This is a genomic window from Shewanella sp. ISS20, assembly GCF_056522965.1.
The window spans coordinates 2,458,371-2,483,493 of record NZ_JAWRZK010000001.1 but is presented as its reverse complement, the minus strand read 5'-3'; the positions used below and the strand labels follow the sequence as shown (position 1 = coordinate 2,483,493).

The following is a 25,123-nucleotide window of genomic DNA, read 5'->3' as shown; positions in this document are numbered from 1 at the left end:
CTGACCTCACATTTTAATCTCTGTGTAGACTGGTGATATATGAAACAACAAACAGGTTTTACCTTAATTGAGTTGGTCGTAGTGATTATTATCTTGGGGATTTTAGCCGTCACCGCCGCGCCTAAGTTTATTAACTTGCAAGCGGATGCCAGAATTTCGGCGTTAGAAGGTGTAAAAAGTGCGATTCAAGGTGCCAATAGCCTCATTTATTCTAAGGCTTCATTACAGGGCATTCAGGGTTCTGCCACTGGTTCTGTGGATGTTAATGGCGATTCACCTACTACGACTTCTGACGATGTGGCTGTTGTCTATGGTTATATGGCTGGGAGCTTGGCAGCCATCACGGCTGGCGCCGATATCAATGCCTCGGCTGGCACTTCGCCAACTGCGGCAGGTACAGGTGATTGGATTATTGATGGTACTACCGCTGGTAGCGCTAAAATTTGGCAGCGCGGCGCCCCTGTAGCCTGTTTTGTAACTTATACCCAGTCAAGCGGCGTTGGTGTTTTACCGACATTTACTGCTATTCCAGCTGCTAGTGCTTGCTAGAGGTAGAATATTAATTAAAGGCCTGCCTTGCAGGCCTTTTTTGTTTTTACTCAAGACATTGGCCATAATCAATAGGTAAAATATTCGCTAAAATATTGATTCAATTCAATCTAGCGAGCTAGGAGATAGGGCCGTATGACAAGGGATGCCCCTCAGCTAGTCAAAATGCCAGGCTTTACCTTGGTTGAGCTAGTAGTCACCATAATGCTCATCAGTATTTTGGCTGTGACCGCACTGCCACGATTGTTATCCAGCCAATCTGTGAGTGCTTACACCTTAAGAGATGAACTGATTAGTGAGCTGCGTAAAGCGCAGATCATGGCCTTGAATAATGCCGATCGTTGTTATCGGGTGGCTATTACCGCTACTGGTTATCAATTACAGCACTTTAACGATACTTGCACTGGACAGGCAGTACGCACTGAAAGTTTGCAAGCCTTTGATGCGGGCTCCTCGGTCGTTTTCACGGCCACAGGTAGCGCTAGTGTCAATCTTGATTTCAATAATTTAGGTCAAGTATCTCCGGCCTGCGCCGGCCCTTGTTTAACCGTGAGTGGGGGAGATGTGCTTGGCATTAGCATTGAATCGCAAGGCTACATACATGACAGTAATTAAGAGCGTGGCGCGCGGCATGCAAGCGCAAAACAGCTTAAGTTCTGGTACTCGCGGTAATCGCCAGTTGCGGCTTAAGTCAAAGCGCACTCAAGGCTTTAGCTTAATTGAGTTAATTGTTGGCATGTTAGTGCTGGCGATAGCGTTAGTCATGATAGCGAGCATGTTATTTCCACAAGCTAATCGAGCCAGTGAAACCTTGCATCGAGTGCGTAGCGCTGAGCTTGCCCAAGCCGTGATGAATGAAATCTGGGGTAAGCGCTACGATCAGAACACCAATCCCGCCAGTGGCAATCCTTGTGGCCTCAATCCAAACCCGTGCTCAACGGTTATGGGCCGCGACAAAGATGAAACCCGTCAGCAATTTAATGATGTCGATGATTATAATGGCATGATTCAAGAGGCGACTATGCTCAACTCTTCGTTAACCTATAGCGATGTTTACACTGACTATCAATTGCAAGTCACAGTGACTAGCACTGATAGTAGCGTCAGTAAACTCATCAAAATCACAGTTACCACCCCTTTTGGTGAGCAAATAATATACAGCGCTGTGCGGAGTAACTTTTAATGGTGCGCCTTCAACCTAAGCGCTGTACTCGGCCAAGCTCACAAGCAGGTTTTACCTTAGTTGAGTTAGTCACTGTCATAATTATTTTGGGTATTTTAGCCGTAGGTGTTAGTAGCTTTATTATTTTTGGTACCCAGATTTTTGTGCAAGCCAATTCCGTTGAAAAAATGTTGGGGCAAAGCCGGTTTGCCATAGAGCGCATGAGCCGCGATATTCGCGCTGCTGTGCCTAATAGCGTGCGTTTTGCGAAAAGCAGCAATCAGTGGCAGTGTGTTGAATTTATGCCGATAAAGGCGAGCTCAAGTTATATTGCTATTCCTGCTTACCCAAGTCCAGCAAGCAATAGCGCTACGGTGATAGCCGCAAGCCAAGATATTAACAGCAATGACAATATGCTGGTGTATCCACTGACTCCCGCCGATGTGTATGCGAGTCCTGATGCCAGCACTGGCAAGATTTTTGCGCTGGCAAGCACAACCATTGCGGGTTCGATTCAAACGATAACCTTTAAGCGTAATGTGCAATTTGCGGCGCAATCACCGCGCCAACGCTTTTATATTGCCGCACAGCCCATTAGTTATTGTTTTATTCGTGCGCCAGGCTCAACTACGCTTGAACTAAGGCGATATGCTGATTACGGCATACAAACCAGCCAGCCAGAGCCAAGTAATGGCCTTAATGCTGGGGTCTTGATGGCTGAGGACATAGTTAATGATTTAATAACAAGTCCTGCCATTACCGTTACCCCAGCCAATTTAATCGACAACGCCTTAGTGTTGTTGACCCCCGAATTTAGCGTGGCAGGAGAATCGTTCAGGTATGAACAGCAAGTTCAAGTTATCAATGCGCCCTAAACCTTTTAGCCATAAAGCCTTGCGTCACCAAGGTAGCGTATTAGTTATCGCCATTTTCATCATTACTGTGATGTTTCTACTCACTGGCGCCTTAATCCGCGTACTTAATGATGGCGATGATAGCTTAGTGCTGGAAGTGTGGGGCGCGCGCGCGTTATTTACGGCTAACTCTGGGGTGGAGGTTGGTCTTGCGCGCTTATTTCCACTGACGGGCGGCGTCACCGATTGCGCCGCGGTAGGTAGTGCGTGGACGCCGCCCAATGAAATAGGTTTTAGTGATTGCCAAGTGGAATTAGCTTGCACTAAAACCACAGTCGCGGGCATGACCCAGTTTGCTATTAGTAGTAATGCTGTGTGTCAAAGTGGTCAGTGTGATGGCGGAGTATCTGGGGATGCGAGTCAATGCATTCGGGTTAATCGTCAGGTTGAGGTGCAAGCCCGTGTTAATTAGAAGCTTAATTTTGGTCGCGACGTTAGTCGTCACTCATGGGGCATGGGCCAAATCTTGTGAAGAGATTTTTACTGATCCTCCGAGCGGTGGCCATGGTAATAATGCCTTAAATTTACCGGCGGGGATTTTTAACAATGTTAAGGATTTAAATTGCGGAAGGAGAGGTTGTAGTCCGGTTAGTAGCGCTTTTTTACCTGGGGATTATGGCTTTGATCATGGTGACTTTGATATTGGCAGTCGGATCACCACTAATGGCGCCACCACGCGCTTATATTTTAAGAGTTTATCGTTAACCAATAGTAGTCTTAACATTAATGGCGATGAAGGCGACCTTATCATTTATGTTGATGGTGACTTAAGTATTGCCGGTCAAAATACTATCAATGGCATAGTGTATGTTAAGGGAAATGTCTCCATTACTGGTAATGCGACGATAGATGGCGCGTTAGCCGCCGGTGGCAGTCTTAATATCAGTGGAAACGGAGACGTTGATTTTGACGATGATATCTTTGAAGACGCTGATTTTGGTGGCTTGTGCCCTAATCGTTCGCAGACCGATTTCCATTTTCAATTTGAGTATTCAGGCAGTCCGCTGGCCTGCGCGCCGCTGCAAGTTACAGTTAAGGCTTGTAAAAACGCGAATTGCTCGCAGCTGTTTAGTGGCAATGTCATAGCGAATTTAACCCCAGTCAATGGCACTGGGCTTAACTGGCTTGATGAAAACAAGAATACGATTGGTAATCAGGTGACCATAGTTAATGGCGCACGCACGCTGTTTTTAAAGCAATTTAATCAAACACCTATAATCCTTGGGGTGTCGTCATCGTCACCTTCAAGCGTTGCCTTCGCGACTACCCTATGCAGTAATGGCAGTTCACTAAGCGCCGCTAACTGCACCGTCAGTTTCGCTGAAGCAGGTTTTATCATTGATGATGTTGAAACCTATGCTAATAAGCCCGTGAGCGCAGCTATCATGGCGGTAAGACGTAGCTCTGGCGCACTTGAATGTCAGCCCACTTTTGCTAATCAAACTAAGTCCTTAAGTTTGTGGAGCAGTTATCTTGACCCGAATCCCGCATTAACTGGCGAATCCCTAAAGGTTGACGGCACTGCCATAGGTAAAAATCAGGCTGGCGCGACGTCTAAGTCGCTAAGTTTTGATGCAGAAGGTAAGGCAACTGTAAGTGTGTTGTACGCCGATGCGGGTAAAGTGGCGCTGAACGCTAGGTATGTCGGGCAATCGGGTAGTAGTGATTCGGGCCTTATCATGGCGAGCACTAATGGCAATATGATCAATGTGCCTGCGGGTTTATGTATAGTTCCAGAAGCTAGCTACAACGCTGGTAGCAATGGCGTTTTTAAACCGGCGGGGGATAGTTACTCTGTGACTGTGTCTGCGCGGGCGTGGCTGCAAAATGGCGATAGCAATTTTTGTGATAACCCCATCACGCCAAGCTTTACTATGGCAAACCTTGCCCTTAAAAGTCAGCGTGTTACTCCTGCTTTAGGTGTTGATGCTGTCGTTACCCCAAGCGTTTATAGCCAAACGCTTGGTGGCGAGATGCGGCTAAATCAATCTCTCAATGAAGTGGGTATTTATAAGTTAATTGCATCGCAACCGAAAGCTAGCAGTGGCGCTCCATTAGAGGCCCATAAATATTTAGGTTCAATCTTACCTATTGCTGATGGTATCAGTGCCGATGTCGGCCGCTTTGTACCCGCCAAGTTTAGGATTAGCGGTCAAAGCTTATTGCCTGGCTGCAGCACTGGCGACTTTAGTTATATGGCTCAGCCGATGACCTTAGGGCTAACGCTAACGGCTGAAAACGTGCAAAACCAAAGAACTTACAATTATTTAGGCTCGCTTGCCAAGGCTGGCGCTGCTGCTGTCGCTGAAAATAACAATGACGGCATAAGCTTATCGCCACGCCTATCTGCATTGCCTGCATTAGTGTGGGCAGAAGGCCAAAGTGCGCTGCCGGTCACCACTGAACTTAACTTTGCGCGGCCGCTCGCCCCTGCCATTGATGGTCCCTTTGATAATCTTGCGATAGGGATAATGGTGAATGATAACGATGGCGGTCATGGCATAGTGGCGGATCCCGATATGGGCGTGAACTCAATGGGTGATTGCAGCGCCGCCTCCGGTGGCTGCGATGCGCTGCAGCTGCTAACCACTAAAGTGCGGGCTGGGCGCGTGGTGATGGATAATACCTATGGCCCTGAAACCGCAGAATTAACTATGCCTAGCCGCGCCGAGTACTGGGATGGCACCCTGTGGCAAACCAATAACTTAGATGTGTGCACTAACCTCAATGCGAGCTTAACCTCAAGCGTTGATAATCCGAGCTTAGGCTATGGGTTTGATCCTGATTTAACGGCGGGTCAATCGGTAACTCGCACGCGAAACAGTGCGATTAACCAAGGGCAGTTTAGTTTGATGTGGCAGCAGCTTGGTGGGTATCGCGGCCAAGTTACAGCGCCGCTTATTGTGCCTACTTGGTTACAGTGGTATTGGAGTTGGGATGGTAACTCGCCGACTGTATTAGCAAATCCCCGTGCCAGTGCTTTTTTTGGCAGCTATCGCGGCAACGATAAAGTGATTTATTGGCGTGAGCGTAGTGAATAATGCTCACTTGCTTAAAATAGCGCGCTTTCTTTAGGATTTTGCGCGGTATTTAATGAAATTAAGCAAATTTATTGCCTGGCCACAGGCGGCGCATCGCCTTGAGCGGTGAGCGTCACAGATTTGCTAAGGCGTAAAAGATGTGAAATTAGCTTAAATGGGGGTTTTTCAAGTTCAACAACAAAAAAAAACGCTTCATTCTGGATGAGGGGTTGTGGAAAGAGGGTGGCATTGATAAAGTTAGCTGATTTTTTCATTTCTTCTGACTCCACAGATACAGGCTAGTTACATGTTCAAGAAGCTGAGAGGCGTTTTTTCCAACGATCTGTCGATCGACCTAGGCACGGCTAATACTCTGATTTATGTGCGTGGCGAAGGCATAGTCCTAAACGAGCCTTCTGTGGTCGCAATTAGAGGTGAACGCAATAGTCCAGGCCAAAAGACTGTGGCCGCCGTGGGCACCGAAGCTAAGCTAATGCTCGGTCGTACCCCAGGCAATATTCAAGCAATTAGACCGATGAAAGACGGTGTGATTGCCGATTTCTATGTGACTGAAAAAATGCTGCAGCACTTTATCAAACAAGTGCACAACAACAGCTTTTTCCGTCCAAGCCCACGCGTACTGGTATGTGTGCCAGTAGGTGCTACCCAAGTTGAGCGCCGCGCGATTCGTGAATCAGCCATGGGCGCTGGTGCACGTGAAGTGTATTTGATTGAAGAGCCAATGGCTGCGGCTATTGGTGCTGGTTTACCAGTATCAGAAGCGACCGGTTCTATGGTGGTTGATATCGGTGGTGGTACCACTGAAGTAGCCATTATTTCATTGAACGGCGTAGTGTATTCATCATCAGTGCGTATTGGTGGTGATAAGTTTGATGAAGCCATTATCAATTATGTGCGCCGTAACTACGGTAGCTTAATTGGTGAAGCCACGGCTGAGCGCATCAAGCACACTATTGGTACTGCTTACCCAGGTGATGACGTGCTTGAAATTGAAGTGCGTGGTCGTAACTTGGCTGAAGGTGTACCAAGAAGCTTCACCCTTAACAGCAATGAAATTCTGGAAGCGCTGCAAGAGCCATTATCTGGCATTGTTAGTGCAGTGATGGTGGCCTTAGAGCAATCACCACCAGAATTAGCCTCAGATATTTCTGAGCGCGGCATGGTACTTACGGGTGGCGGCGCGCTGTTAAGAGACTTAGACCGACTGTTAATGCAAGAAACCGGTATTCCTGTGATGGTAGCCGATGATCCACTGACCTGTGTGGCTCGTGGCGGCGGTCGTGCATTAGAAATGATCGACATGCATGGCGGCGATCTTTTCTCTGAGGAAAACTAACAAGTCCGAGGGCGGCTTAAGCCGCCCTTATTGATCTATGAAGCCTATTTTTTCCCGCGGTATCTCAAATCAATTTCGCTTAACACTGGCAGTGATATTGTCGGTGGGTTTATTGCTGGCCAATGATAGATTAGAGCCAATTAGACAAACCTTATCCTCCTTTTTAAGCCCGATTCAGTACTTAGCTAACGTCCCAGGCCTTGCCTTGGATTGGTCGGCTGAAACACTAGCTACCCGCAGCATGTTAGAAACTCAAAATAAAGAGCTCTTGCGCCAGCAATTGCTAATGAGCGAACGCCTGCAGCGCTTTGAACATCTTCGCCAAGAAAACCAACGCTTACGCTCTTTGCTAGGTTCACCTGTGCATATGGACGCGAAGAAGATGGTGGCCGAAGTGATGTCGGTGGCAAGCGATCCTTATCATCATTATGTGGTGCTTAACCATGGCAGCAACAGTGGCGTATTTGTTGGTCAACCTGTGGTGGATGCTTATGGCGTCATAGGCCAAGTGGTGGAGATAAGTAAGCTCACCAGTCGAGTGTTGTTATTATCCGATATTAGCCACGGCTTACCGGTGCGTAATACTCGCAATGATGTGCGCTTAGTGGCCAATGGCACTGGCGTACTGGATGAAATTGAGCTTAGACATGTTGCTAAGAGCACAGATATTCGTGTGGGTGACTTACTCGTGACCTCAGCCCTTGGCCATAGATTCCCTGAAGGCTATCCGGTAGCGCGAGTCACATCGGTGCAAAAAGATGACGGTCAAAGTTACGCCAATGTCATTGCGCAGCCGTTAGCAGCATTAGATAGAATTCGTTATGTGTTATTGATTTGGCCAGAAGAAAATGAAGCGGCCGAGTCTTTAGTGCCAGTGGAGGCTCAGCCATGAGTTTACAAGCGGCCAATGGCCGACTGGTAGTGTGGGTGAGTTTACTCGTCGGCATGCTGTTTCAAATCATGCCATTACCTGCATCAGTAGAGCAGTGGCGTCCAGACTGGCTATTGCTGGTTATGATTTACTGGGCCGTGGCTTTGCCCCACAGATACAATATTCTCACTGCCTTTACCTTCGGGGTATTGCTCGATATTTTATTGGGCGCCAACTTAGGCATTCGCTCGCTGGCGTTTTCGTTAGTGATTTATGTGGTGGTGCTGCATTTTCAAAAATTACGCAACTTCCCTATGTGGCAACAAGCCATGCTGGTGGCGCTGTTAGTGGGCCTGTATCACTTGCTGATATTTTGGGCTGAGTTTGTGATTGAGCGTAGCACGTTCCAATGGTCGCTATTACTGCCAGCCATATCCAGTTTAATTATTTGGCCTTGGGCATTTTGGGCCTTAAGGCGTCTACGCCGTCATTATAAAGTGAGATAATTCATGACCTTGGTTTTGGCCTCAAGCTCGCCGCGCCGTAAAGAGTTACTCGCGCAGGCGTTATTTTCTGCCGAGCAGACTGAATTCTCTATCGTTGTGCCTGATATTGATGAGACGCCTCATCAAGATGAAGCGGCCAGTGCTTATGTAGTGCGCTTAGCCATTGAAAAGGCGCAAGCCGGTGCTAAGTTATGTGAGCATATCGCCCATCCTGCCGTGCTAGGTTCAGATACAATAGTAGTGCTAGATAATCAGTTATTAGGTAAGCCGCAAGATGTTAGCGATGCTAAAGCCATACTGAGAGCCTTATCAGGGCGCCGCCATCAAGTTATGACAGCCGTGGCCTTAGTGACAGAGAACTCGGTTGATAGCCGCTTAGTCACAACCTATGTGCAGTTTTGTCAGCTCAGTGAGGCCGATATTGCTGCCTATGTAGCTACAGGTGAGCCTATGGATAAAGCGGGCGCTTACGGCATTCAAGGACTCGGTGGTTGTTTTGTTGCTGCCATTGATGGAAGTTATTCCGCTGTGGTTGGCTTGCCTTTAGTGGAAACTCGAGAATTATTAGCCCAGTTGGCCTAATTCCGGTTGCACGACAATGGATGTCAAGATAACGGCTAGCATGCTTCGCCCTACGTGAGTTGCGGTTAAGCTCATTTATATTGCATTCGTTTTTAATCCCAGACGGGGTGTGTTGTGCCAAATCGATTAAATACCGTAAGAAATAGCGCCAAGTTAGGCTCAGAATTATTGATCAATGTGACCCCAAATGAGGCTCGTGTGGCTTTAGTGGAGCACGGGGTCTTACAAGAAGTTCATATTGAGCGCCGCTTAAAGCGTGGCCTAGTGGGTAATATCTACAAAGGTAAAGTGAGCCGGGTATTGCCTGGCATGCAAGCAGCCTTTGTTGATATTGGTCTGGAAAAAGCCGCGTTTTTGCATGCCTCAGATATCATGCCCCATACCGAATGTGTCGATGATAACGACAAGCATAACTTTGTGGTGCGCGACATTGCCGAGTTAGTGCGTCAAGGCCAAGACATTATGGTGCAAGTGGTCAAAGACCCCTTGGGCACTAAAGGCGCGCGCTTAACGACAGATTTAACCTTACCTTCGCGCTACTTGGTATTTATGCCAGGCTCTAGCCATGTGGGCGTATCGCAGCGGATTGAATCTGAAACTGAGCGTCAACGTTTACGCAATATTACCCAACCTTATGTGGATGCTGATGGCGGCTTTATTATTCGCACCGCCGCTGAAGGTGTAGGTGATGAAGCGCTGGCGCAAGATGCCGCCTTTTTGAGACGGGTGTGGGCCAAAGTCAGTGAGCGCCGTAAACGCCGTGGTGTGGCTTTGCTGTATCAAGATTTACCGCTGCAAGTGCGAGTAGTGCGTGACTTTGTGGGTACTGAACTTGATAGCATTCAAGTGGATTCACGCCGCACTTATGACGAGCTGCTAGAGTTTGCCACTGAATTTATGCCAGAAATTGCGGCCAACCTCAGTTACTACACAGGTCCTGCGCCGTTATTTGATCTCTACGATGTTGAAAACGAAATTCAGCGCGCTTTAGGGCGTAAGGTGGAGCTTAAATCTGGCGGCTATTTGATCATAGATCAAACCGAAGCCATGACGACTGTGGATATCAATACCGGCGCCTTTGTCGGCCATCGCAATCTTGAAGAAACCATCTTTAACACTAACCTTGAAGCGACCCACGCCATAGCGCGGCAACTGCGCCTGCGTAACCTTGGCGGCATTATCATTATCGACTTTATCGATATGCTCGATAAAGACCATCAAGAGCGCGTGCTAGATAGTTTACAGGCCGCGTTAAGCCCAGATAGGGTTAAGACCAATGTCAATGGTTTTTCTGGCTTAGGTTTAGTGGAGATGACGCGCAAGCGCACCCGCGAAAGCTTAGAGCATGTGTTGTGTGGAGAATGCCCAAGCTGTAAAGGCACGGGTAGCATGAAAACAGTTGAAACGGTGAGTTATGAAATCTTCAGAGAAATCATTCGCCTTGATCGTACTTATAAGGCGGATGAGTTTTTGCTGTATTGCTCACCCTTAGTGCATGCCAGTTTAAGTGGCGATGAGAGTCACTTATTGGCCGAACTTGAAGTTTATGTGGCTAAGCGGATTCGTTTGCATTCAGAGCCTATGTACGCTCAAAGCAAATACGATGTGGTAATGATTTAGTGACTCAGGCTGCTCGACCTTGGCTTAGCCGAGGGTTATCCATAGTCAGTGTGTGCTGGAAGACCTTAGCTGCCTTGCTGGTGCTATTTGCCTTAATGGTCAGTCTTGTGCGCTCGTTATTGCCACAGGTTGAGCAAGTGCATCAGCAGTTAGTGCAACTGTTAGAACGTGAGTTTCAACTTAAAGTTGAGCTTGCCAGCATTCAAGCCGATTGGCAAAGTCATGGGCCAGAGCTTAGGTTAGTTAAGCTTGCTATCCCTAAGCAAGATGGCGTGCCGCTTAGCCTTGAGATTGATAATGTTCAGGTCAAACTTAACTTCTGGCAAAGCTTAATCAATCTTGAGCCTAGAGTACAAGATGTGAGCTTTAATGGGGTTAAGTTAGCCCTAGATACCGATGCGCTGGCCTTATCGCAGCCGCAACAAAAGCATAATGTGGACTGGCTGTACTCCTTGCTATTAGGGCAATTGGAGCGTTATTCCATCACCAATTTACAGCTTGATATCATCAGTCGCCATCGACACTTTAATCCCATTCATATCGACACCTTAAATTGGCGCAATCGCGGCGATCATCATCTCGGTCAAGGGGTGGTGTATTTAGACAGTGGCGCTAAAGATCTGGAATTACTGTCGCTGCGGGTGGATATTAACGGCGATAGCCGCAAACCCGATAGCCTAGTAGGTGAGATTTATGCGGTTGCTAGCGATCTTAATCTAGCCGAATGGGCTGCCACTCAGGCCAATCCTTATCAGCCCGATGAAAGCTTGCCACTCTCTGGTGTGGTTAACTTTGAAGCTTGGCTTGCTATCAAGGGGCGCGCTTTTGGCAATGGTCTGGTGGATTTTGGCCACAGCAATTTACGTTGGAATTTAGCGGGTAAGCCGCAAGATTTGGCCATCGAGCAAGGGCAACTGCAATGGATACCCAATGCTGACGGTTGGCAATTTTTCAGCCATAACCTTGATCTTTTTACCAATAAGCAGCTGTGGCCGCAGTTAGATGTGTTGGTGAGTAGTAATCATCAAGGCTTGCATGCTCAGCTTGCTACGCTTGAGCCTGCATTACTATTGCCGTTATTGCCGCTGGTGCCAAACATGGATTTGGCAAGCTTGCTGCAATATCAACGCTTAGCGCCACACGGCCAAGTGTCGGATATTGTGTGGCAGAGTCAATACCAGAGCGATGCACCAGGCCAAACACAAAGCCAGCCGTGGCAGTTATCCCTTAAAGCCAAGCAGTTAGGATGGAACCCCAGTGGCAATATTCCTGGAATTAATAGCGTTAGCTTTGATGTCAGTGCCAGCCAAGACGCGCTAGCGTTAGCCTTAGCGCCGCAGCCGTTAACCTTAGATTATCCTGCGCTCTTTAGTGACAAGCTTAACCTCAATGTCGGCGCCACTAACATCCACTATGGGTTTGCTAGCCAGAGTGTGACTATTGCTGATATCGCACTGCAAAACGCTGAAGTATCACTTAATGCCGCCTTGCAGCTAGATTTGTTAGATACCCCTAACTTAGCCTTGGCCGCCACAGTGAGTCTTAATGACGCCGCTAAGATAAAGCCGTTGCTCCCAGCCGATGCCATGGGGCAAGAGTTAGCCGATTACTTGGCCGATGCGCTGCGCGCAGGTGAAAGTCATGGGGCGCAAGTGGTGTGGCAGGGGGCGTTTAGCGATTATCCGTTTAGCGATAATCAAGGTAAGTTTCAAACCGCTTTTACCTTAGATAAGGCCGAATTTGCCTTCCAGCCCGATTGGCCGGCGGTGACTGATATTCGCCTCGATGCCTTATTTGATAACGATCGCATGGATTTATGGCTGCGCCGCGGCAAGATATTGCAAGTGGATGTTAGCGGCGCCCATATTGCCATTCCAGAGCTTGGCGAGCGCAGCTTAGTTGAGATAACCGCTGATGTTAAAGCCAAGGCGCAAGATGCTACGGCTGTCATGCTGCAATCGCCACTGCATGACAGTGTCGGCGAGACTTTAAAAGTGGTGCAAGTTCAGGGTGATGTCAGCGCTAAGCTTGATTTAGCTATCCCCATTTATGATGAAGAGCCAGTACTTAAAGGCATAATCACCCTTAATAAGGTGCCTGTGTATCTAAAAGAGCCCGGCCTACAGCTTGATGAGGTCAGCGCCACACTTGCCTTTGAAAACGATGTAGTGACAGGCAATAAGCTAACTGCCAAATTATTTGGCCAGCCATTACAGTTTGATATTGCCACTAAACCCGTTAAGCAAGACTACGCCTTAGATGTAAAGCTTGCCGGTCAATGGCAGCTAGCTAAGTTACCGCCTGAGCTGCACACTCAGTTAGCCCCGTATTATCAAGGAAATGTTAATTGGAACGGCAAACTCGGTATGGTGTTTGATGATGGCGGCTATCGCATTCAAGCCAATATTAAGAGTGATTTGCGCAATACCCAATTAACTTTGCCTGCGCCTTTAGTTAAAGCTAAGGGTGAAAAGCTCATTTTAACCGCTGAATTTATTGGCGATAATCAAGAATCTCACCTTGGCATTAAGCTTGGCAAATTAGCTGAGTTTTGGGGCGGCTTTAATGCTAAGTCGGGTAAAAACTTGGCTTATTACGACTTAATGCTGGGGCGCAATTTCAAGCTCGGGCAAAACTTAGCGAAACAGCAAGGCGCCATTTGGCTCGACTTAGATAACGTAGACTTAGCCCCTTGGCTCGAAGTAATAGATGCCCTTAGCCAAGGGCGCAATAGCAATGTTTTTCCGCCGCTTGAGCAAGTGCAAGGCAAGGTTAAGCAGCTCACCGCCTTTGGCCAATTATTTGAAAATATCACTGTTAATGCCAAACCTTTGCCAGACTCTTGGCAAATGGATGTGGATAGTGACGCACTTGCGGGCACCATCCATGTGTATCCAGATTGGTTAGCCCAAGGGGTTAAATTGTCGGCGCAGCATTTATATTTAACGCCAGTACCGCCCCTTAGTGCGCAAATAGCGGCAACTAATAGCAAGACGGCTAATACCAGTCGTCAAACTGCGCCGCTGCAAGCCTTGAGTTCGCAACTGCCGCCCATTGCCTTAGATGTGAATGATTTTCGCTATCAAGATAAGCAGTTAGGCCATTTAGTCTTGCAAGGCGCGCCGAGCGAGCTTGGCTATCAAATCCAAACCGTATCATTAACTGCGCCCGGCATAAATCTGCGTGGTAATGGGGTTTGGCATAATACCCTTGAGCAAAACACTACCGAGCTAGATGTGACCCTTAAGGCCAAAGCCTTTGATTTATTATCAGATCGCTTGCAGATAGACCCAGGTGTGCAAGACGCGCCGCTGTCGCTTACTGCTAAGCTTAATTGGCACGGCTCGCCCTTTGATCTGCATTTAGATAATCTCAATGGCGCCGTTAGTTTTGATATGGGTAAAGGCCACTTATCGCAGGTGAGTGATAAAGGTGCGCGCATATTCTCACTCTTTAGCTTAGATTCGTTACTGAGAAAATTATCTTTCGATTTTTCAGATGTTTTTGGTCAGGGTCTGTATTTCAATGCCTTTAGTGGTAATCTAAAAATTGATAATGGCGTAGTCAAAACCACCGACAGTGAAATGGATGCCATCGCCGGCAACATGAAGGTGCGTGGTTACACAGATCTTGCCACCGAAAGCTTAAATTACGATATTCGCTTTGTGCCGCAATTGGCCTCAAGCGTACCTACTGTGGTGCTACTGAGCACGAGCGCTTGGACCATGGGTGTCGGCGCATTTGCTCTCACTAAGGTGCTTGAGCCTGTAATAGAAGTGATAGCCGAAATTCGTTTTCGAGTATCTGGGACTATGTCAGACCCTAAGATTGATGAGCTTGAGCGTAAGAGTAAAGAAATCGTGATTCCAGATGCTATCTTATCGACTCAGCCGCTGGCGATAGCTCACGATGGTATGGCGCCAAAGGATAGCCGCGCTGCAAACGCGGCAATGAACCAACCCAACACGGATGGGCGTAAAGCAAATGAAAGTCAGTCTGTTACAGTGTCAGAGCAGTCGCAGCCCCCAAGAAAATCTTGAGTTTATCTATGCGCAATTGCGCGCCTTAGATAACTGCGCTGAGCCAAGATTAGTGGTTTTGCCTGAATGCGCCTTATTGTTTGGCGGCATTGAATCTGAGCAGCAGCAATTGGCCGATGACTTAACTATGCTTGCCAAGCTTGCCAGCCTAGCCGCTGAATTTGCTATCACCTTAGTGGCAGGTACCTTACCTGTGCGCGCCAGTGATGGCCGCTGTTACAGTCGCTGCCATGTTTTTGGCCCACAAGGTCAATTACTGGGAGATTATGACAAGCTGCATTTGTTTGATGCCACCATTGGCGATGCCACAGGTCGCTATTGCGAGAGCCATACTTTTTATCCAGGCGATCATATCAGTGTTATCGACACTGAATTTGGCAAGTTAGGTCTCGCCATTTGTTATGATTTGCGCTTTCCAGAATTATTTCGGGCGTTAGCGCAGGCTGGTTGCGATGTGATAGTCGTGCCGGCAGCCTTTACTGCGGTGACAGGCGCCGCCCATTGGCAAACCTTAGTGCAAGCGCGCGCGCTCGACAGTCAGTGCTTTATCTTAGCCACAGGCCAATGGCACCCTCAAGGGGTGAGGCAAACCTGGGGGCAGAGCATGGTGGTTGGCCCTTGGGGCGACATTATTGCGCAAAAGCCTACGGGCGTTGGTTGGCTGCACTGCCATATAAATAAAGATGAGTTAGCCAAAGTGCGCGCCGCCTTACCGTTAGCGGCCCACAATAGATTTCAATTGCCGTCGCTTAAATCGACGTCAGTTCAGGATTAATTACCAAGAGATCAAACCGATCTTAAGCGAGAGCGAATGCCATTATTAACCCAAGTCAGTGCCAGTTTATTACGCGATAATTTGAGTCTTGAGGGCTTGAATAAACATCTTGAGAGCTTGTTTGCCCATAAAATCGATTTCGCCGACTTGTATTTTCAAGGCTGTCGCCATGAATCTTGGGTGCTAGAGGATGGCATCATTAAAGAAGGCAGCTTCCACATTGAACGCGGCGTTGGTGTGCGCGCCATTAGTGGTGAGAAAACTGGTTTTGCTTATGCTGATGATATAACTAGCGACGCCTTAGCTAGCGCCTGCGCTGCCGCTCGCGGTATTGCCATGGCAGGTCAGCAAGGTTCAGTGCAAGCCTTTAAGCAAACACATGCCCACAGCTTGTATGTTAGCGCCGACCCGATTGCGGCCATGGAAGAAGTTAAAAAGATTCAATTGCTGCGTGAAGCCGATGCTTATATCCGAAGCTTAGATGATCGCATTATTCAAGTAGTCGTGAGCCTCTCAGGCGTCCATGAAGAAATTCTCGTGGCCGCCAGTGACGGCACGCTAGCCGCCGATGTGCGCCCATTAGTGCGCTTTAACTGCTCTGTGATTATGGAAGATAATGATCAGCGCGAGCGCGGCTCAGCCGGCGGCGGTGGTCGTCATGGCTATGAAATCTTCTTTGCTAATGATGATACTCACTTACCCATGTGTTTTGCCTTTGCCCGCGAAGCCGTGCGTCAAGCGCAAGTGGCATTGGTAGCCATCGATGCGCCAGCCGGTGAAATGCCTGTGGTATTAGGGGCAGGTTGGCCAGGCGTGTTACTGCACGAAGCTGTTGGTCATGGCTTAGAAGGTGACTTTAACCGTAAAGGTAGCAGCGCGTTCAGTGGTAAGGTCGGTCAACAAGTGGCGTCATCATTAGTGACAGTGGTGGATGATGGCACGCTGGCTAATCGCCGCGGCTCATTATCTATTGATGATGAAGGTACCCCAAGTCAGCGCAATGTGTTGATTGAAGATGGTATTTTAAAATGCTACATGCAAGATAAGCTTAACGCCAGACTCATGGGCGTTGCGCCAACCGGTAACGGTCGCCGCGAATCTTACGCGCATCTGCCTATGCCGCGTATGACTAACACTTATATGCTGGGCGGCCAGTCAAAGCCTGCGGACATTATCGCCTCAGTTAAAAAGGGCCTGTACGCGCCTAACTTTGGTGGCGGCCAAGTGGACATTACTTCGGGTAAGTTTGTGTTCTCAGCCTCTGAAGCTTATTTGATTGAAGATGGTAAAATCACCACGCCAGTTAAAGGCGCCACCTTAATTGGTAACGGCCCAGAAGCCATGAAGCTTATCTCTATGGTCGGTGATGATATGGCGCTGGATCAAGGCGTTGGCGTATGTGGTAAAGATGGTCAAAGCGTGCCTGTGGGCGTGGGCCAGCCAAGCTTGAAGTTAGATTTATTAACGGTTGGCGGCACAGCATAAGCTTAATGTATTCCTATGCTTGTTAACGGCTAGCGCGACTTGACTATACAAGTGGTAAAGGCTGGACTTAAGTCTGGCCTTTTTTATTGCCGCTGTTTTTAAGCAATGTTCTGAACGCATGTTTTTAACGTATGATTTTAAGCCATGTTTTAACGACTAATTTCCAAGATTTGGCCGCCTGCATGAGTTAAATAATTATTCATCTTAGCCAAGTGTGGTTTGTGTACAATACTGCCAGTTAGAGCAAGAACTCTAGAGGAACTTATGCGACTGTTAGCCCTAGCATTATGCGTGTTGCTGCCCTTGCCTGTAATCGCCACCGAGCTCAGCTTTGATGCTGCTTGGACACAATTACAACAAGTGAGCGATAAGCTTAAGGCGCAACAACAACAACTCGAACGTGCCAATGCCCAGCAAGAGAGTGGTAATGATTTATCCTTACCCTCGATTAATATTGCTGGCAGTTACACTTATCTTGAAAAGCCGATTGAACTGGATTTACGCGATCTTAATCCATTAGCCTCGCTTAATCCTGGCAGTTTACCGCCCGCCATAGGCGGCGCGATAGCCAGCATTCCTAGCAGCTTATTCGTCACGCCTTTTACTCAGCAAGATGTCTTTCGCGCTAGCTTGCAAGCTTTGTGGCCGATTTACACCGGTGGGCAAGTGTCTGCCGCGCAAGGTATTTTAGCGGCGCAAGTCGCTGAAGAGCAGCAAGCGCAGCTATTAGCGTCGCGCGAATTGTTTACTCTGTTGGTGGACAGATATTATGGCGCCATAGTCACTAAAGCTGTGCTTAACACCCAAGAGCAGCTAGTGGTGGCATTAACTGAGCATGTCTCTCACGCTAAGGCGCTAGAGCAGCAAGGGCAAATCGCCGCCGTTGAGCGCCTCAATGCCGAAGTGGCGTTAGATAATGCCAAAGTGGCCACCGCCAGCGCTCGGCGTCAGGTACAAATGGCTTCGATTGCTCTTAATCGCATGCTAAAGCTGTCAGTCACCCCCAGCTCGCCATTATTTATGTTACCGCAAGACCCAAGTTTACCGCGCTTGATGGAGCTCACTATGACTCAGCATCCAGCGTTAAAACTCTTGGCCGCCAAAGAGCAGCAAGCCAAGGGCTTGGAAGATATGGAAAAGGGTAAGTATTACCCCAATGTCTTTTTGTATGGTAATTACAGCCTTTATGAAGATGACAGCTTGATGTCGCAAGTTGAGCCCGATTGGATGGTTGGCGTGGGCGTTAAAATTCCACTGGTGAGCCGCGATGGTCGCAGTGGCAAAGTGGCGGCTGCCAAAAGTGCTATCTTGCAGGCGCGTTACACCCAAGCGCAAACCCGTGAAGATTTAAGCTTATTGCTCGATCAAACCTATCGGCAGATGGAGCAAGCGCGAGAAGAATACCAGTCGTTAGCCACGACTGAATCCTTAGCTAAAGAAAACCTGCGCCTGCGCGAGCTTGCTTTTAATCAAGGTTTATCGACCTCGCTGGAGCGCGTCGATGCCCAGCTTGGGCTGACTTCGGTCATGACTAAGCGCTTAGCTGCTCGATATCGTTATATCCAAGCCTACGCCCATTTAATGTCAATTTCTGGCCAGTTAGACGAGTTTATTGCCCGCGCTCGGGTGTTGGAGGAAACCAATGCGAACTAATAAAATTCTGGCCATAGCGGCCATCTTAGCCTTAGCTGTGCTGTTTGGCTGGGGGCTAGTAAAAGCCTATCAACCTAAGGCCACTGTGCTGCAAGGTCAAATTGAAGCGCGAGAATACCATGTGTCTTCCAAAGTGCCGGGGCGAATTGAGCAAGTCTTAGTGCGCAAAGGCGATAAAGTCGCGGTCGGTGACTTACTGTTTAGCGTGAGTAGCCCAGAGCTTGATGCCAAGTTAACGCAGGCGCAAGGGGGCTATACCGCCGCCAAAGCCTTGCAACAAGAAGCCGATAATGGCGCTCGCAGCCAACAAATCTTAGCGGCCAAAGAGCAATGGCAAAAAGCTAAAGTGGCGTCAGAACTGGCCTCTACTACCTATTTGCGCGTGGAAAACCTGTTTAATGACGGCGTCTTAGCCCGCCAAAAACGCGACGAAGCTTATACCCAGTGGCAAGCGGCTAAATATACCGAGCAAGCGGCTTTGGCTATGTATCAAATGACTGAAGAAGGCGCGCGCCCTGAAACTAAAGTGGCCGCAGCGGGTAAAGCCATGATGGCTAAAGGCGCGGTCGATGAAGTCAATGCTGTACTCAATGACAGCCAAATGCGCGCTAGCCATAAAGGTGAAATTAGCGAAGTTTTACTGTTTGATGGCGAGTTAGCCCCGTCAGGTTTTCCTGTGGTGAGCCTGCTGGATATGAGCGATGCTTGGGCGATTTTACAGGTAAGAGAAGACTTATTAAGTCATTTTCCTATGGGTAAAACCATTAGCCTTACCGTGCCTGCGCTGAATAAGAGCCTTGATTTTAAAGTGACTTATGTAAGCCCCATGGGGCAATACGCCACGTGGCGCGCCACAGAATCAGGTCATGACTTTGATATGCGCACCTTTAGCATTGAACTTAAGCCAGTGACAGCTGAGCCGCTACTGCGGGTAGGTATGTCGGTATTATTGCCTTTATAAGCGGAGCTTAAGATGTCGGTGGCGGTGAGTTGGAGTGATAGATTTTGCCATGAGGCGCGCCATTTATGGCGCAGCCCGTGGCAACTAGCCTTGGTAACTTGGGTGCCTGTGCTGGCCTTATTGTTTCTGTATGGCATTTTTAGTGCCGCAGTGCCGCGCAGCCTGCCGGTGGCCTTAGTTGACCAAGATGCCACTAGCTTAAGTCGGCAATTAGCGCGGCAAATGCAGGCAAGCCCTGCGGTCAGTTTGCAGCAATTTAGCCAGTTGCCCGCCGCCGAGCAAGCCATGCGCGAAGGCCAAGTGTTTGCCTTGATTTTAATTCCGCCGCAGTTTTCTCGGCAATTAATGACGCAGCAACAACCTCAGCTAGTGCTGCACTATAACGGCCAGTTTTTGCTGGTGGGCAAATTGCTCTCTAGCGCCTTGCAACAAGGCTTGGCCGATGCGCTGCAAGGCGTGGCGCGCCAGCAGTTATTGGCCAAAGGCGTGTTACCTGCGGCCACGGCTGTGACTATTAGCCCCATCGCCGTGCAGTTAACGCCGTTATTTAATCAAAGCAGTAATTACTTAGCCTTTTTAATGCCGCCTATCTTGTTGGCGTTATTGCAAATTTCGGCAATGTTGATGTTTGCTAATGCTCTTAATGAAGAGCTCACCCCAAGATTTACTACTTGGGTGCGCCAAGATTTTTGGCCGAGCGTAACCGCAAAATTTGCCTTATATCTTCCCATTGCGCTACTGCAAGGCATGGCGATGCAAGTCTTTTTGTATCACATCATAGGCTTACCTATGGCGGGCAGCTTGCTTGACCTAGCGCTTGCCATGACAGTCATGCTGCTATTTATTGGCTTATGGGTGCTAGTGATTTTCTTGCTGCTGGCCGAGCCTGCCCGCGTGGTTAGCTTTTGCACTGCCTTATTTGCCCCAGCCTTTGCGTTTATGGGTATTACTTTCCCGGTGCACGAAATGCCAATGCTGGCGCAGTGGTGGCGCTTACTCATTCCTAGTAGCCATTACATTGACTCCCAAGTGGCTGTGGTGAATTATGGCCAAGGGCTTGATACCTTATTGCCGCAGCAGCTTAGTTACGGCTTATTGCTAGTGTTATTGCCGCTGTTATTCGGTTTGCTGCGTTTAAGACGCAAAGGGGAGCAATAACATGGATTTACTTAAGCTGATTAGCTTGGAGCTTAAAGCCATTATTAGTGATAAAGCCATAGCTATCACTTTGTTTGGTGGCGTGCTGTTTTACTCTGTGCTTTACCCTTTGCCCTATTTGAATGAAGTGCCGACTAAGCAATTAATCGTGGTAGTAGATAATGACTTATCGTCACTCAGCCGCGAGTTTATTCGCCAAGCGGAAGCTAGCCCTAAGCTTAAAGTCATAGGCATTGTGGCAAGTTTAGTTGAGGCTAAAAACGCCATTATTAACGGTAAGGCCCATGGCTTATTGGCTATACCTGCGGGGTTTGAGCGTGATTTAGTCAGTGGCAAAGGCGTTACTGTGGCCGCGGCGGGAGATGCCAGTTATTTCTTGGTGTACTCCACCATAGCCGAAGGCTTGATTGGCGTAAGCCAAGACTTGGCCGCTAGCCTTAAATACCAAAGCTTACTTGCCCACGGCGTATCGCCACAAAGCGCGAGCATTCAAATTAGCCCAGTCAGCATAGATGCCGTACCTGCCTTTAACTTATCTTTGGGTTACACCCCTTATGTAGTGCCGGGCTTATTCTTACTGATTTTGCAGCAAACCTTATTAGTGGGCACAGGCATTTTAGGCGCAGGCCAATGGCAAAAACGCGGTTATTGGAGTGAGCTTAGTACTGGGCAATTACTGCTGGGGCGAGTGCTGGCCTTTATGCTGATTTACACTTTCTTTGCCAGTTATTACGTGGGTTGGTGTTACTTAGTTTATGACGCTGAGCTTAATGCCACCCTCGCGGAAGTTGGTTTACTCATGCTGCCATTTTTATTGTCGAGCTGCTTAGCGGGCATTGCCTTAAGTAGCTTGTTTGTGCGGCGCGAATTACCCACACAAGCCTATTTAATTTCCTCTATGCCTATCTTGTTTGTTTCAGGATTCGTGTGGCCACTGGCGTTAATTCCTGAGCCGTTAGTTGCCATAGCGCAACTGATACCCGCCGTACCCGCCATCATGGCTATGCTAGCAATGAATCAGATGGGCAGCGGTTTTGGCGCCATTCTCTGGCCTTACTGCCAGCTATGGCTGATGGTGTTAGGCTTTGGCGTATTAGCTTGGCTTGGGGTGAGTTATCGCCTCAAGCGCAATGCCAGTGCTAGCGCGGTTATGTAGGCCAATGCAGTTAGCGCCGATGCTAATGTTAAGACCAACGCTGATGCTGATGCTGACGCTGATGCTAATGTTGATACTGACGCCATTAAATAACGCCGCGCTTAGCTAGCGCAGCGCTAATAAATCGCCTCGTTAATCACAGAGCCAGACTGAAGCCCTCAGTCTGGCTCTGTTGTTTGGGGCAGCGCTTATTAGCGCGGCCTTAATGAGTTTATCGCTTGCCTCTTAAGGCTTATCTCTTAATGGCTGGTCACTTAAAGGCTTATGGGCGGCGTTGCGACTGAATAGCCAGCTTGCGGCCATAGAGGCACTTAAGATGGTGGCGATCACGGCTAACGACACCCCAATTGAGATATGGTAATACTCAATAATCAGCATCTTAACGCCAATAAAGACTAATATCGCCGCCAGTCCATATTTTAATAAGGCAAACCTGTCAGCCACCCCAGCGAGTAAAAAGAACATGGCGCGCAGCCCCATGATGGCAAAAATATTAGAGGTTAAAACGATAAAAGGGTCAGTCGTCACAGCAAAGATGGCTGGGATACTATCAACCGCAAAAATGATATCGCTGATCTCCACCAAAATAACAACTAACAGCAAAGGCGTGGCATAACGTATGCCTTGTTTTACTACCCAAAATTGCTCGCCCTCTAGCGTATCTGTCACGCGCATGCGGCTTTTTATCCACTCTAATAAGCCCTTGGGCTTGCCTTCGTCATCATCATGGCTGAACAACATTTTGATGCCGCTTACCAGTAAAAACGCGCCAAAGACATACAAAATCCAGTGGAATTGATTGATAAGGTAACTGCCCGCAAACACCATAATGGTGCGCAGCACTATGGCGCCCAATACCCCGTACAGCAGCACGCGGCGCTGCAGTTCAGCGGGTACGGCAAAGTAGCTAAAAATCATTAACCATACGAACACGTTATCAACGGCTAAGGCTTTTTCCAGCACATACCCTGTAATGAATTCCATGGATTTTTGATGCGCAATAACATCGCCCGCTTGGTGTTGGTAGTAAAACCAAATCACCACCGCAAATAGCATAGAGATGCTGACCCAGATAATTGACCAAATGCCAGCTTCTTTGATTGAGACCACATGGGATTTTCCACCACCGACAAATTTAAGATCTATCCATAGCAGGGCTGTGATGATGGCAGCAAAGGTGAGCCACAAAGTGGCAGGGGAATACAAGATTGGTTCCACGACATTCTCCTGAAAAAATAACAGACAAGGCTGTTTCAGAAGAAGTCACCTTGCCAAATGGCAAGGTCTCACTCACTGGCAACATTAACATGATGCAAGCCCGGTAACCGGATGCCAAAGTTGGCAACGAGATGACGACTGACCGGCGGTATCGGCCTTGATACCAGAGTTACTCCCCTTGTAAGCGCGATTATAACGCTTAGCTCACCCAGCTTGGATGAAGATTGGTTAATCTGCATTTTTTGCATTGATGCTATCTATCAGCTAATCGCCTGCGGCGGGCTACTTGTTGTCGATTTCTCGACACGCCGCAAGCACATCCATGTGGGCTCAACGACACAAAATTCATCCATGAACACAGGCCAGATCGACATCCATATCTCGCGTTCGCAAGCATGTTCATCACCGATGAACGTTCACCCTGTTGTCGATGGTCTCGAACTCCCCCTGTGTCAGGATTGTTGTCACCTCAGTTTTTAATACTATTGGACAGGAGGCGGAAGTTAGGTTTGAGTGAGACATTATCCTGAAGCGCACAAAAAAGCAGTCGTTAGTAAGTTGATGGAAAGCGGTTTATCATTGCGTCAGTTTTCACAGAGAGAAGGTATCAGTCTTTCTACTCTGTATGGTTGGCGGGAAAAGTATGCAGAGGCCGATTTCAGTTTGACAAAAAGTAATGAACCAGATGATTGGTCCGCGGAGCGGAAGTTTTCTGCGGTGATAGAAACGGCCGCAATGTCGGCAGTTGAGTTAAGTGAGTATTGTCGCAAGAAAGGACTGTTTCCTGAGCAAATCCAGCAATGGAAACTGAGCTGTATTTCAGGTAATCAGACCGAGGCACAGAAGCGCAAGCAGCAGGCACAAGAGCGTAAAGCCGACAAAAAACGCATTAAAGAGTTGGAGAGAGAGTTAAAACGGAAAGATGCAGCCTTGGCCGAAACCGCAGCTCTTCTGGTGCTCAGAAAAAAGTTAAATGCCTACTGGGGGGAAGACGAGGACAATTAACCACGCTCTCAGATAGGCAATACTATGTATCTTTGGTTGATGATGCTGTCAGCGCAGGTGCGAGAAAGCATAAAGCCTGTGCGGAAATCGGATTATCCCTACGCACATTACAACGATGGTTGGAAACGGGTTGTGTCAGTGCAGATAAACGGCCAGAGGCGGCCAGACCCGTGCCTGCTAACAAGTTAACAGAAGCGGAACAACAAGCCATATTAGACATCAGTAGCCAGGAGCGATTTGCCAGCCTGTCACCCAGCCAAATCGTACCGATATTGGCTGATGAAGCCGTGTATCTGGGTTCGGAATCGAGCTTTTATCGTATCCTCAAAGCCCATAATCAGCTGAAACACAGGGGCAAGGCTAAACCTAAAGGGAGCATAGCAAAACCAAATGGGTTTACCGCTACAGGGCCTTGTGAAGTGTGGACTTGGGATATTTCGTATTGCCCCTCAACAGTCATTGGTCGGTTTTTCTATCTGTATATGATAATGGATATATTTAGCCGCAAAGTGGTGGGATGGGAAGTGCATGACAGCGAGTCGGGTGAGCATGCAGCCAACCTTCTGGAACGCACCTTATGGTCTGAGAAATGCGTCAATGAAAAGCTTGTTTTGCACTCTGACAATGGCAGCCCAATGAAGAGTTTGACCATGCAAGCAAAGATGATGGAAATGGGAGTTGTTGGCTCACGTAGCCGACCAGGTGTCAGCAATGATAATCCTTACTCAGAATCCCTGTTTCGCACAGTCAAATACAGTCGTCGATGGCCGAGTGAAGGCTTTAAAACACTGGACGATGCCAGGGCCTGGGTCAGAGACTTTGTTCAATGGTACAACACTGAGCATCGTCACAGCAGGATAAAATTTGTCACCCCAGCGCAGCGACATAAAGGTGAGGATCAGGCAATACTGGCTAATCGTTCAGAGTTGTATGCAAAGGCAAGAACACTGAATCCAAATCGCTGGTCCAAAGAGGTTAGGAACTGGGATCATGTTGGCGATGTGGATCTAAATCCGGAGAGGAAAAAAGAGGCAGCTTAATAGCTCAAGCGACAACTACCTTGAAAAACACCGCTCTTGAACCGTTTTTAT

General features: G+C 48.3%; 21 protein-coding genes. 19 read left to right on the top strand and 2 right to left on the bottom strand.

Features of this window, described 5'->3' with window-relative positions:
- The first annotated feature begins 39 nt into the window (after positions 1 to 39).
- From AC1HDP_RS11320 to AC1HDP_RS11295, 6 genes are all read left to right on the top strand, one after another.
- Positions 40 to 549, top strand: coding sequence for a type II secretion system protein (locus AC1HDP_RS11320; RefSeq protein ID WP_479638856.1), 510 nt, complete (start codon positions 40 to 42; stop codon positions 547 to 549).
- Between the two features lie 135 nt (positions 550 to 684).
- A complete protein-coding gene (locus AC1HDP_RS11315) occupies positions 685 to 1,164 on the top strand; it encodes a type II secretion system protein (RefSeq protein WP_140933810.1) in 480 nt (159 codons plus the stop codon).
- Between the two features lie 16 nt (positions 1,165 to 1,180).
- A complete protein-coding gene (locus AC1HDP_RS11310; protein ID WP_479639877.1) occupies positions 1,181 to 1,732 on the top strand; it encodes a prepilin-type N-terminal cleavage/methylation domain-containing protein in 552 nt (183 codons plus the stop codon).
- Positions 1,732 to 2,586, top strand: coding sequence for a PilW family protein (locus AC1HDP_RS11305; RefSeq protein WP_479638855.1), 855 nt, complete (start codon positions 1,732 to 1,734; stop codon positions 2,584 to 2,586). The genes AC1HDP_RS11310 and AC1HDP_RS11305 overlap by 1 nt, the downstream gene beginning before the upstream one ends.
- Positions 2,552 to 3,037, top strand: coding sequence for an MSHA biogenesis protein MshP (locus AC1HDP_RS11300; RefSeq protein ID WP_140933808.1), 486 nt, complete (start codon positions 2,552 to 2,554; stop codon positions 3,035 to 3,037). Before AC1HDP_RS11305 ends, AC1HDP_RS11300 begins: the two co-directional genes overlap by 35 nt.
- Positions 3,027 to 5,666, top strand: a complete 2,640-nt coding sequence (locus AC1HDP_RS11295) for a DUF6701 domain-containing protein (RefSeq protein WP_479638854.1) — start codon at positions 3,027 to 3,029, stop codon at positions 5,664 to 5,666. The genes AC1HDP_RS11300 and AC1HDP_RS11295 overlap by 11 nt, the downstream gene beginning before the upstream one ends.
- A 68-nt stretch (positions 5,667 to 5,734) precedes the next feature.
- On the opposite strand, the gene AC1HDP_RS11290 is transcribed toward AC1HDP_RS11295, so the two are convergent.
- Complete coding sequence (locus tag AC1HDP_RS11290; RefSeq protein ID WP_479638853.1) at positions 5,735 to 5,920, bottom strand: hypothetical protein; 186 nt, start codon at positions 5,918 to 5,920, stop codon at positions 5,735 to 5,737.
- A gap of 32 nt (positions 5,921 to 5,952) precedes the next feature.
- Between AC1HDP_RS11290 and AC1HDP_RS11285 the strand changes: the two genes are divergently transcribed.
- The 12 genes from AC1HDP_RS11285 (at position 5,953) to AC1HDP_RS11230 (ending at position 21,809) form a co-directional block, all read left to right on the top strand.
- Positions 5,953 to 7,002: a rod shape-determining protein gene (locus AC1HDP_RS11285; protein ID WP_140933805.1), complete on the top strand. Its 1,050-nt coding sequence runs from the start codon at positions 5,953 to 5,955 to the stop codon at positions 7,000 to 7,002.
- A 37-nt stretch (positions 7,003 to 7,039) separates the two neighbouring features.
- Complete coding sequence (gene mreC, locus AC1HDP_RS11280; protein ID WP_479638852.1) at positions 7,040 to 7,894, top strand: rod shape-determining protein MreC; 855 nt, start codon at positions 7,040 to 7,042, stop codon at positions 7,892 to 7,894.
- Positions 7,891 to 8,379, top strand: coding sequence for a rod shape-determining protein MreD (gene mreD, locus AC1HDP_RS11275; RefSeq protein WP_479638851.1), 489 nt, complete (start codon positions 7,891 to 7,893; stop codon positions 8,377 to 8,379). The genes mreC and mreD overlap by 4 nt, the downstream gene beginning before the upstream one ends.
- Positions 8,380 to 8,382: 3 nt before the next feature.
- The gene (locus AC1HDP_RS11270; protein WP_479638850.1) at positions 8,383 to 8,961 is read left to right on the top strand and encodes a Maf family protein; all 579 of its coding nucleotides are present in this window, start codon (positions 8,383 to 8,385) and stop codon (positions 8,959 to 8,961) included.
- Between the two features lie 114 nt (positions 8,962 to 9,075).
- Positions 9,076 to 10,581 (top strand): ribonuclease G, encoded by a 1,506-nt coding sequence (gene rng, locus AC1HDP_RS11265; protein WP_479638849.1) that lies wholly within the window; start codon positions 9,076 to 9,078, stop codon positions 10,579 to 10,581.
- On the top strand, positions 10,581 to 14,621 hold the full coding sequence (locus tag AC1HDP_RS11260; RefSeq protein ID WP_479638848.1) for a YhdP family protein: 4,041 nt from the start codon (positions 10,581 to 10,583) through the stop codon (positions 14,619 to 14,621). Before rng ends, AC1HDP_RS11260 begins: the two co-directional genes overlap by 1 nt.
- On the top strand, positions 14,566 to 15,396 hold the full coding sequence (locus AC1HDP_RS11255) for a carbon-nitrogen hydrolase family protein (protein ID WP_479638847.1): 831 nt from the start codon (positions 14,566 to 14,568) through the stop codon (positions 15,394 to 15,396). Before AC1HDP_RS11260 ends, AC1HDP_RS11255 begins: the two co-directional genes overlap by 56 nt.
- Positions 15,397 to 15,432: 36 nt before the next feature.
- On the top strand, positions 15,433 to 16,881 hold the full coding sequence (gene tldD, locus AC1HDP_RS11250; protein WP_479638846.1) for a metalloprotease TldD: 1,449 nt from the start codon (positions 15,433 to 15,435) through the stop codon (positions 16,879 to 16,881).
- A 264-nt stretch (positions 16,882 to 17,145) separates the two neighbouring features.
- Entirely contained in the window at positions 17,146 to 18,534 is a 1,389-nt protein-coding gene (locus AC1HDP_RS11245; RefSeq protein ID WP_479638845.1) for a TolC family protein, read from the top strand.
- Positions 18,524 to 19,495, top strand: coding sequence for an HlyD family secretion protein (locus AC1HDP_RS11240; protein WP_479638844.1), 972 nt, complete (start codon positions 18,524 to 18,526; stop codon positions 19,493 to 19,495). The genes AC1HDP_RS11245 and AC1HDP_RS11240 overlap by 11 nt, the downstream gene beginning before the upstream one ends.
- 12 nt (positions 19,496 to 19,507) lie before the next feature.
- Positions 19,508 to 20,653 (top strand): ABC transporter permease, encoded by a 1,146-nt coding sequence (locus tag AC1HDP_RS11235; RefSeq protein WP_479638843.1) that lies wholly within the window; start codon positions 19,508 to 19,510, stop codon positions 20,651 to 20,653.
- Between the two features lies 1 nt (position 20,654).
- The gene (locus AC1HDP_RS11230; protein WP_479638842.1) at positions 20,655 to 21,809 is read left to right on the top strand and encodes an ABC transporter permease; all 1,155 of its coding nucleotides are present in this window, start codon (positions 20,655 to 20,657) and stop codon (positions 21,807 to 21,809) included.
- A gap of 225 nt (positions 21,810 to 22,034) precedes the next feature.
- Here AC1HDP_RS11230 and AC1HDP_RS11225 read toward each other — a convergent pair whose 3' ends face one another.
- Positions 22,035 to 23,027 (bottom strand): TerC family protein, encoded by a 993-nt coding sequence (locus AC1HDP_RS11225; RefSeq protein WP_479638841.1) that lies wholly within the window; start codon positions 23,025 to 23,027, stop codon positions 22,035 to 22,037.
- A gap of 513 nt (positions 23,028 to 23,540) precedes the next feature.
- Between AC1HDP_RS11225 and AC1HDP_RS11220 the strand changes: the two genes are divergently transcribed.
- Positions 23,541 to 25,072, top strand: a protein-coding gene (locus tag AC1HDP_RS11220; RefSeq protein ID WP_479638840.1) for an IS3 family transposase whose coding sequence is annotated in 2 segments (ribosomal slippage) — positions 23,541 to 23,985 and positions 23,985 to 25,072 — 1,533 coding nt in all. Because the reading frame shifts where the segments join, the coding sequence is not laid out codon by codon here.
- The last annotated feature ends 51 nt before the right edge of the window (positions 25,073 to 25,123 follow it).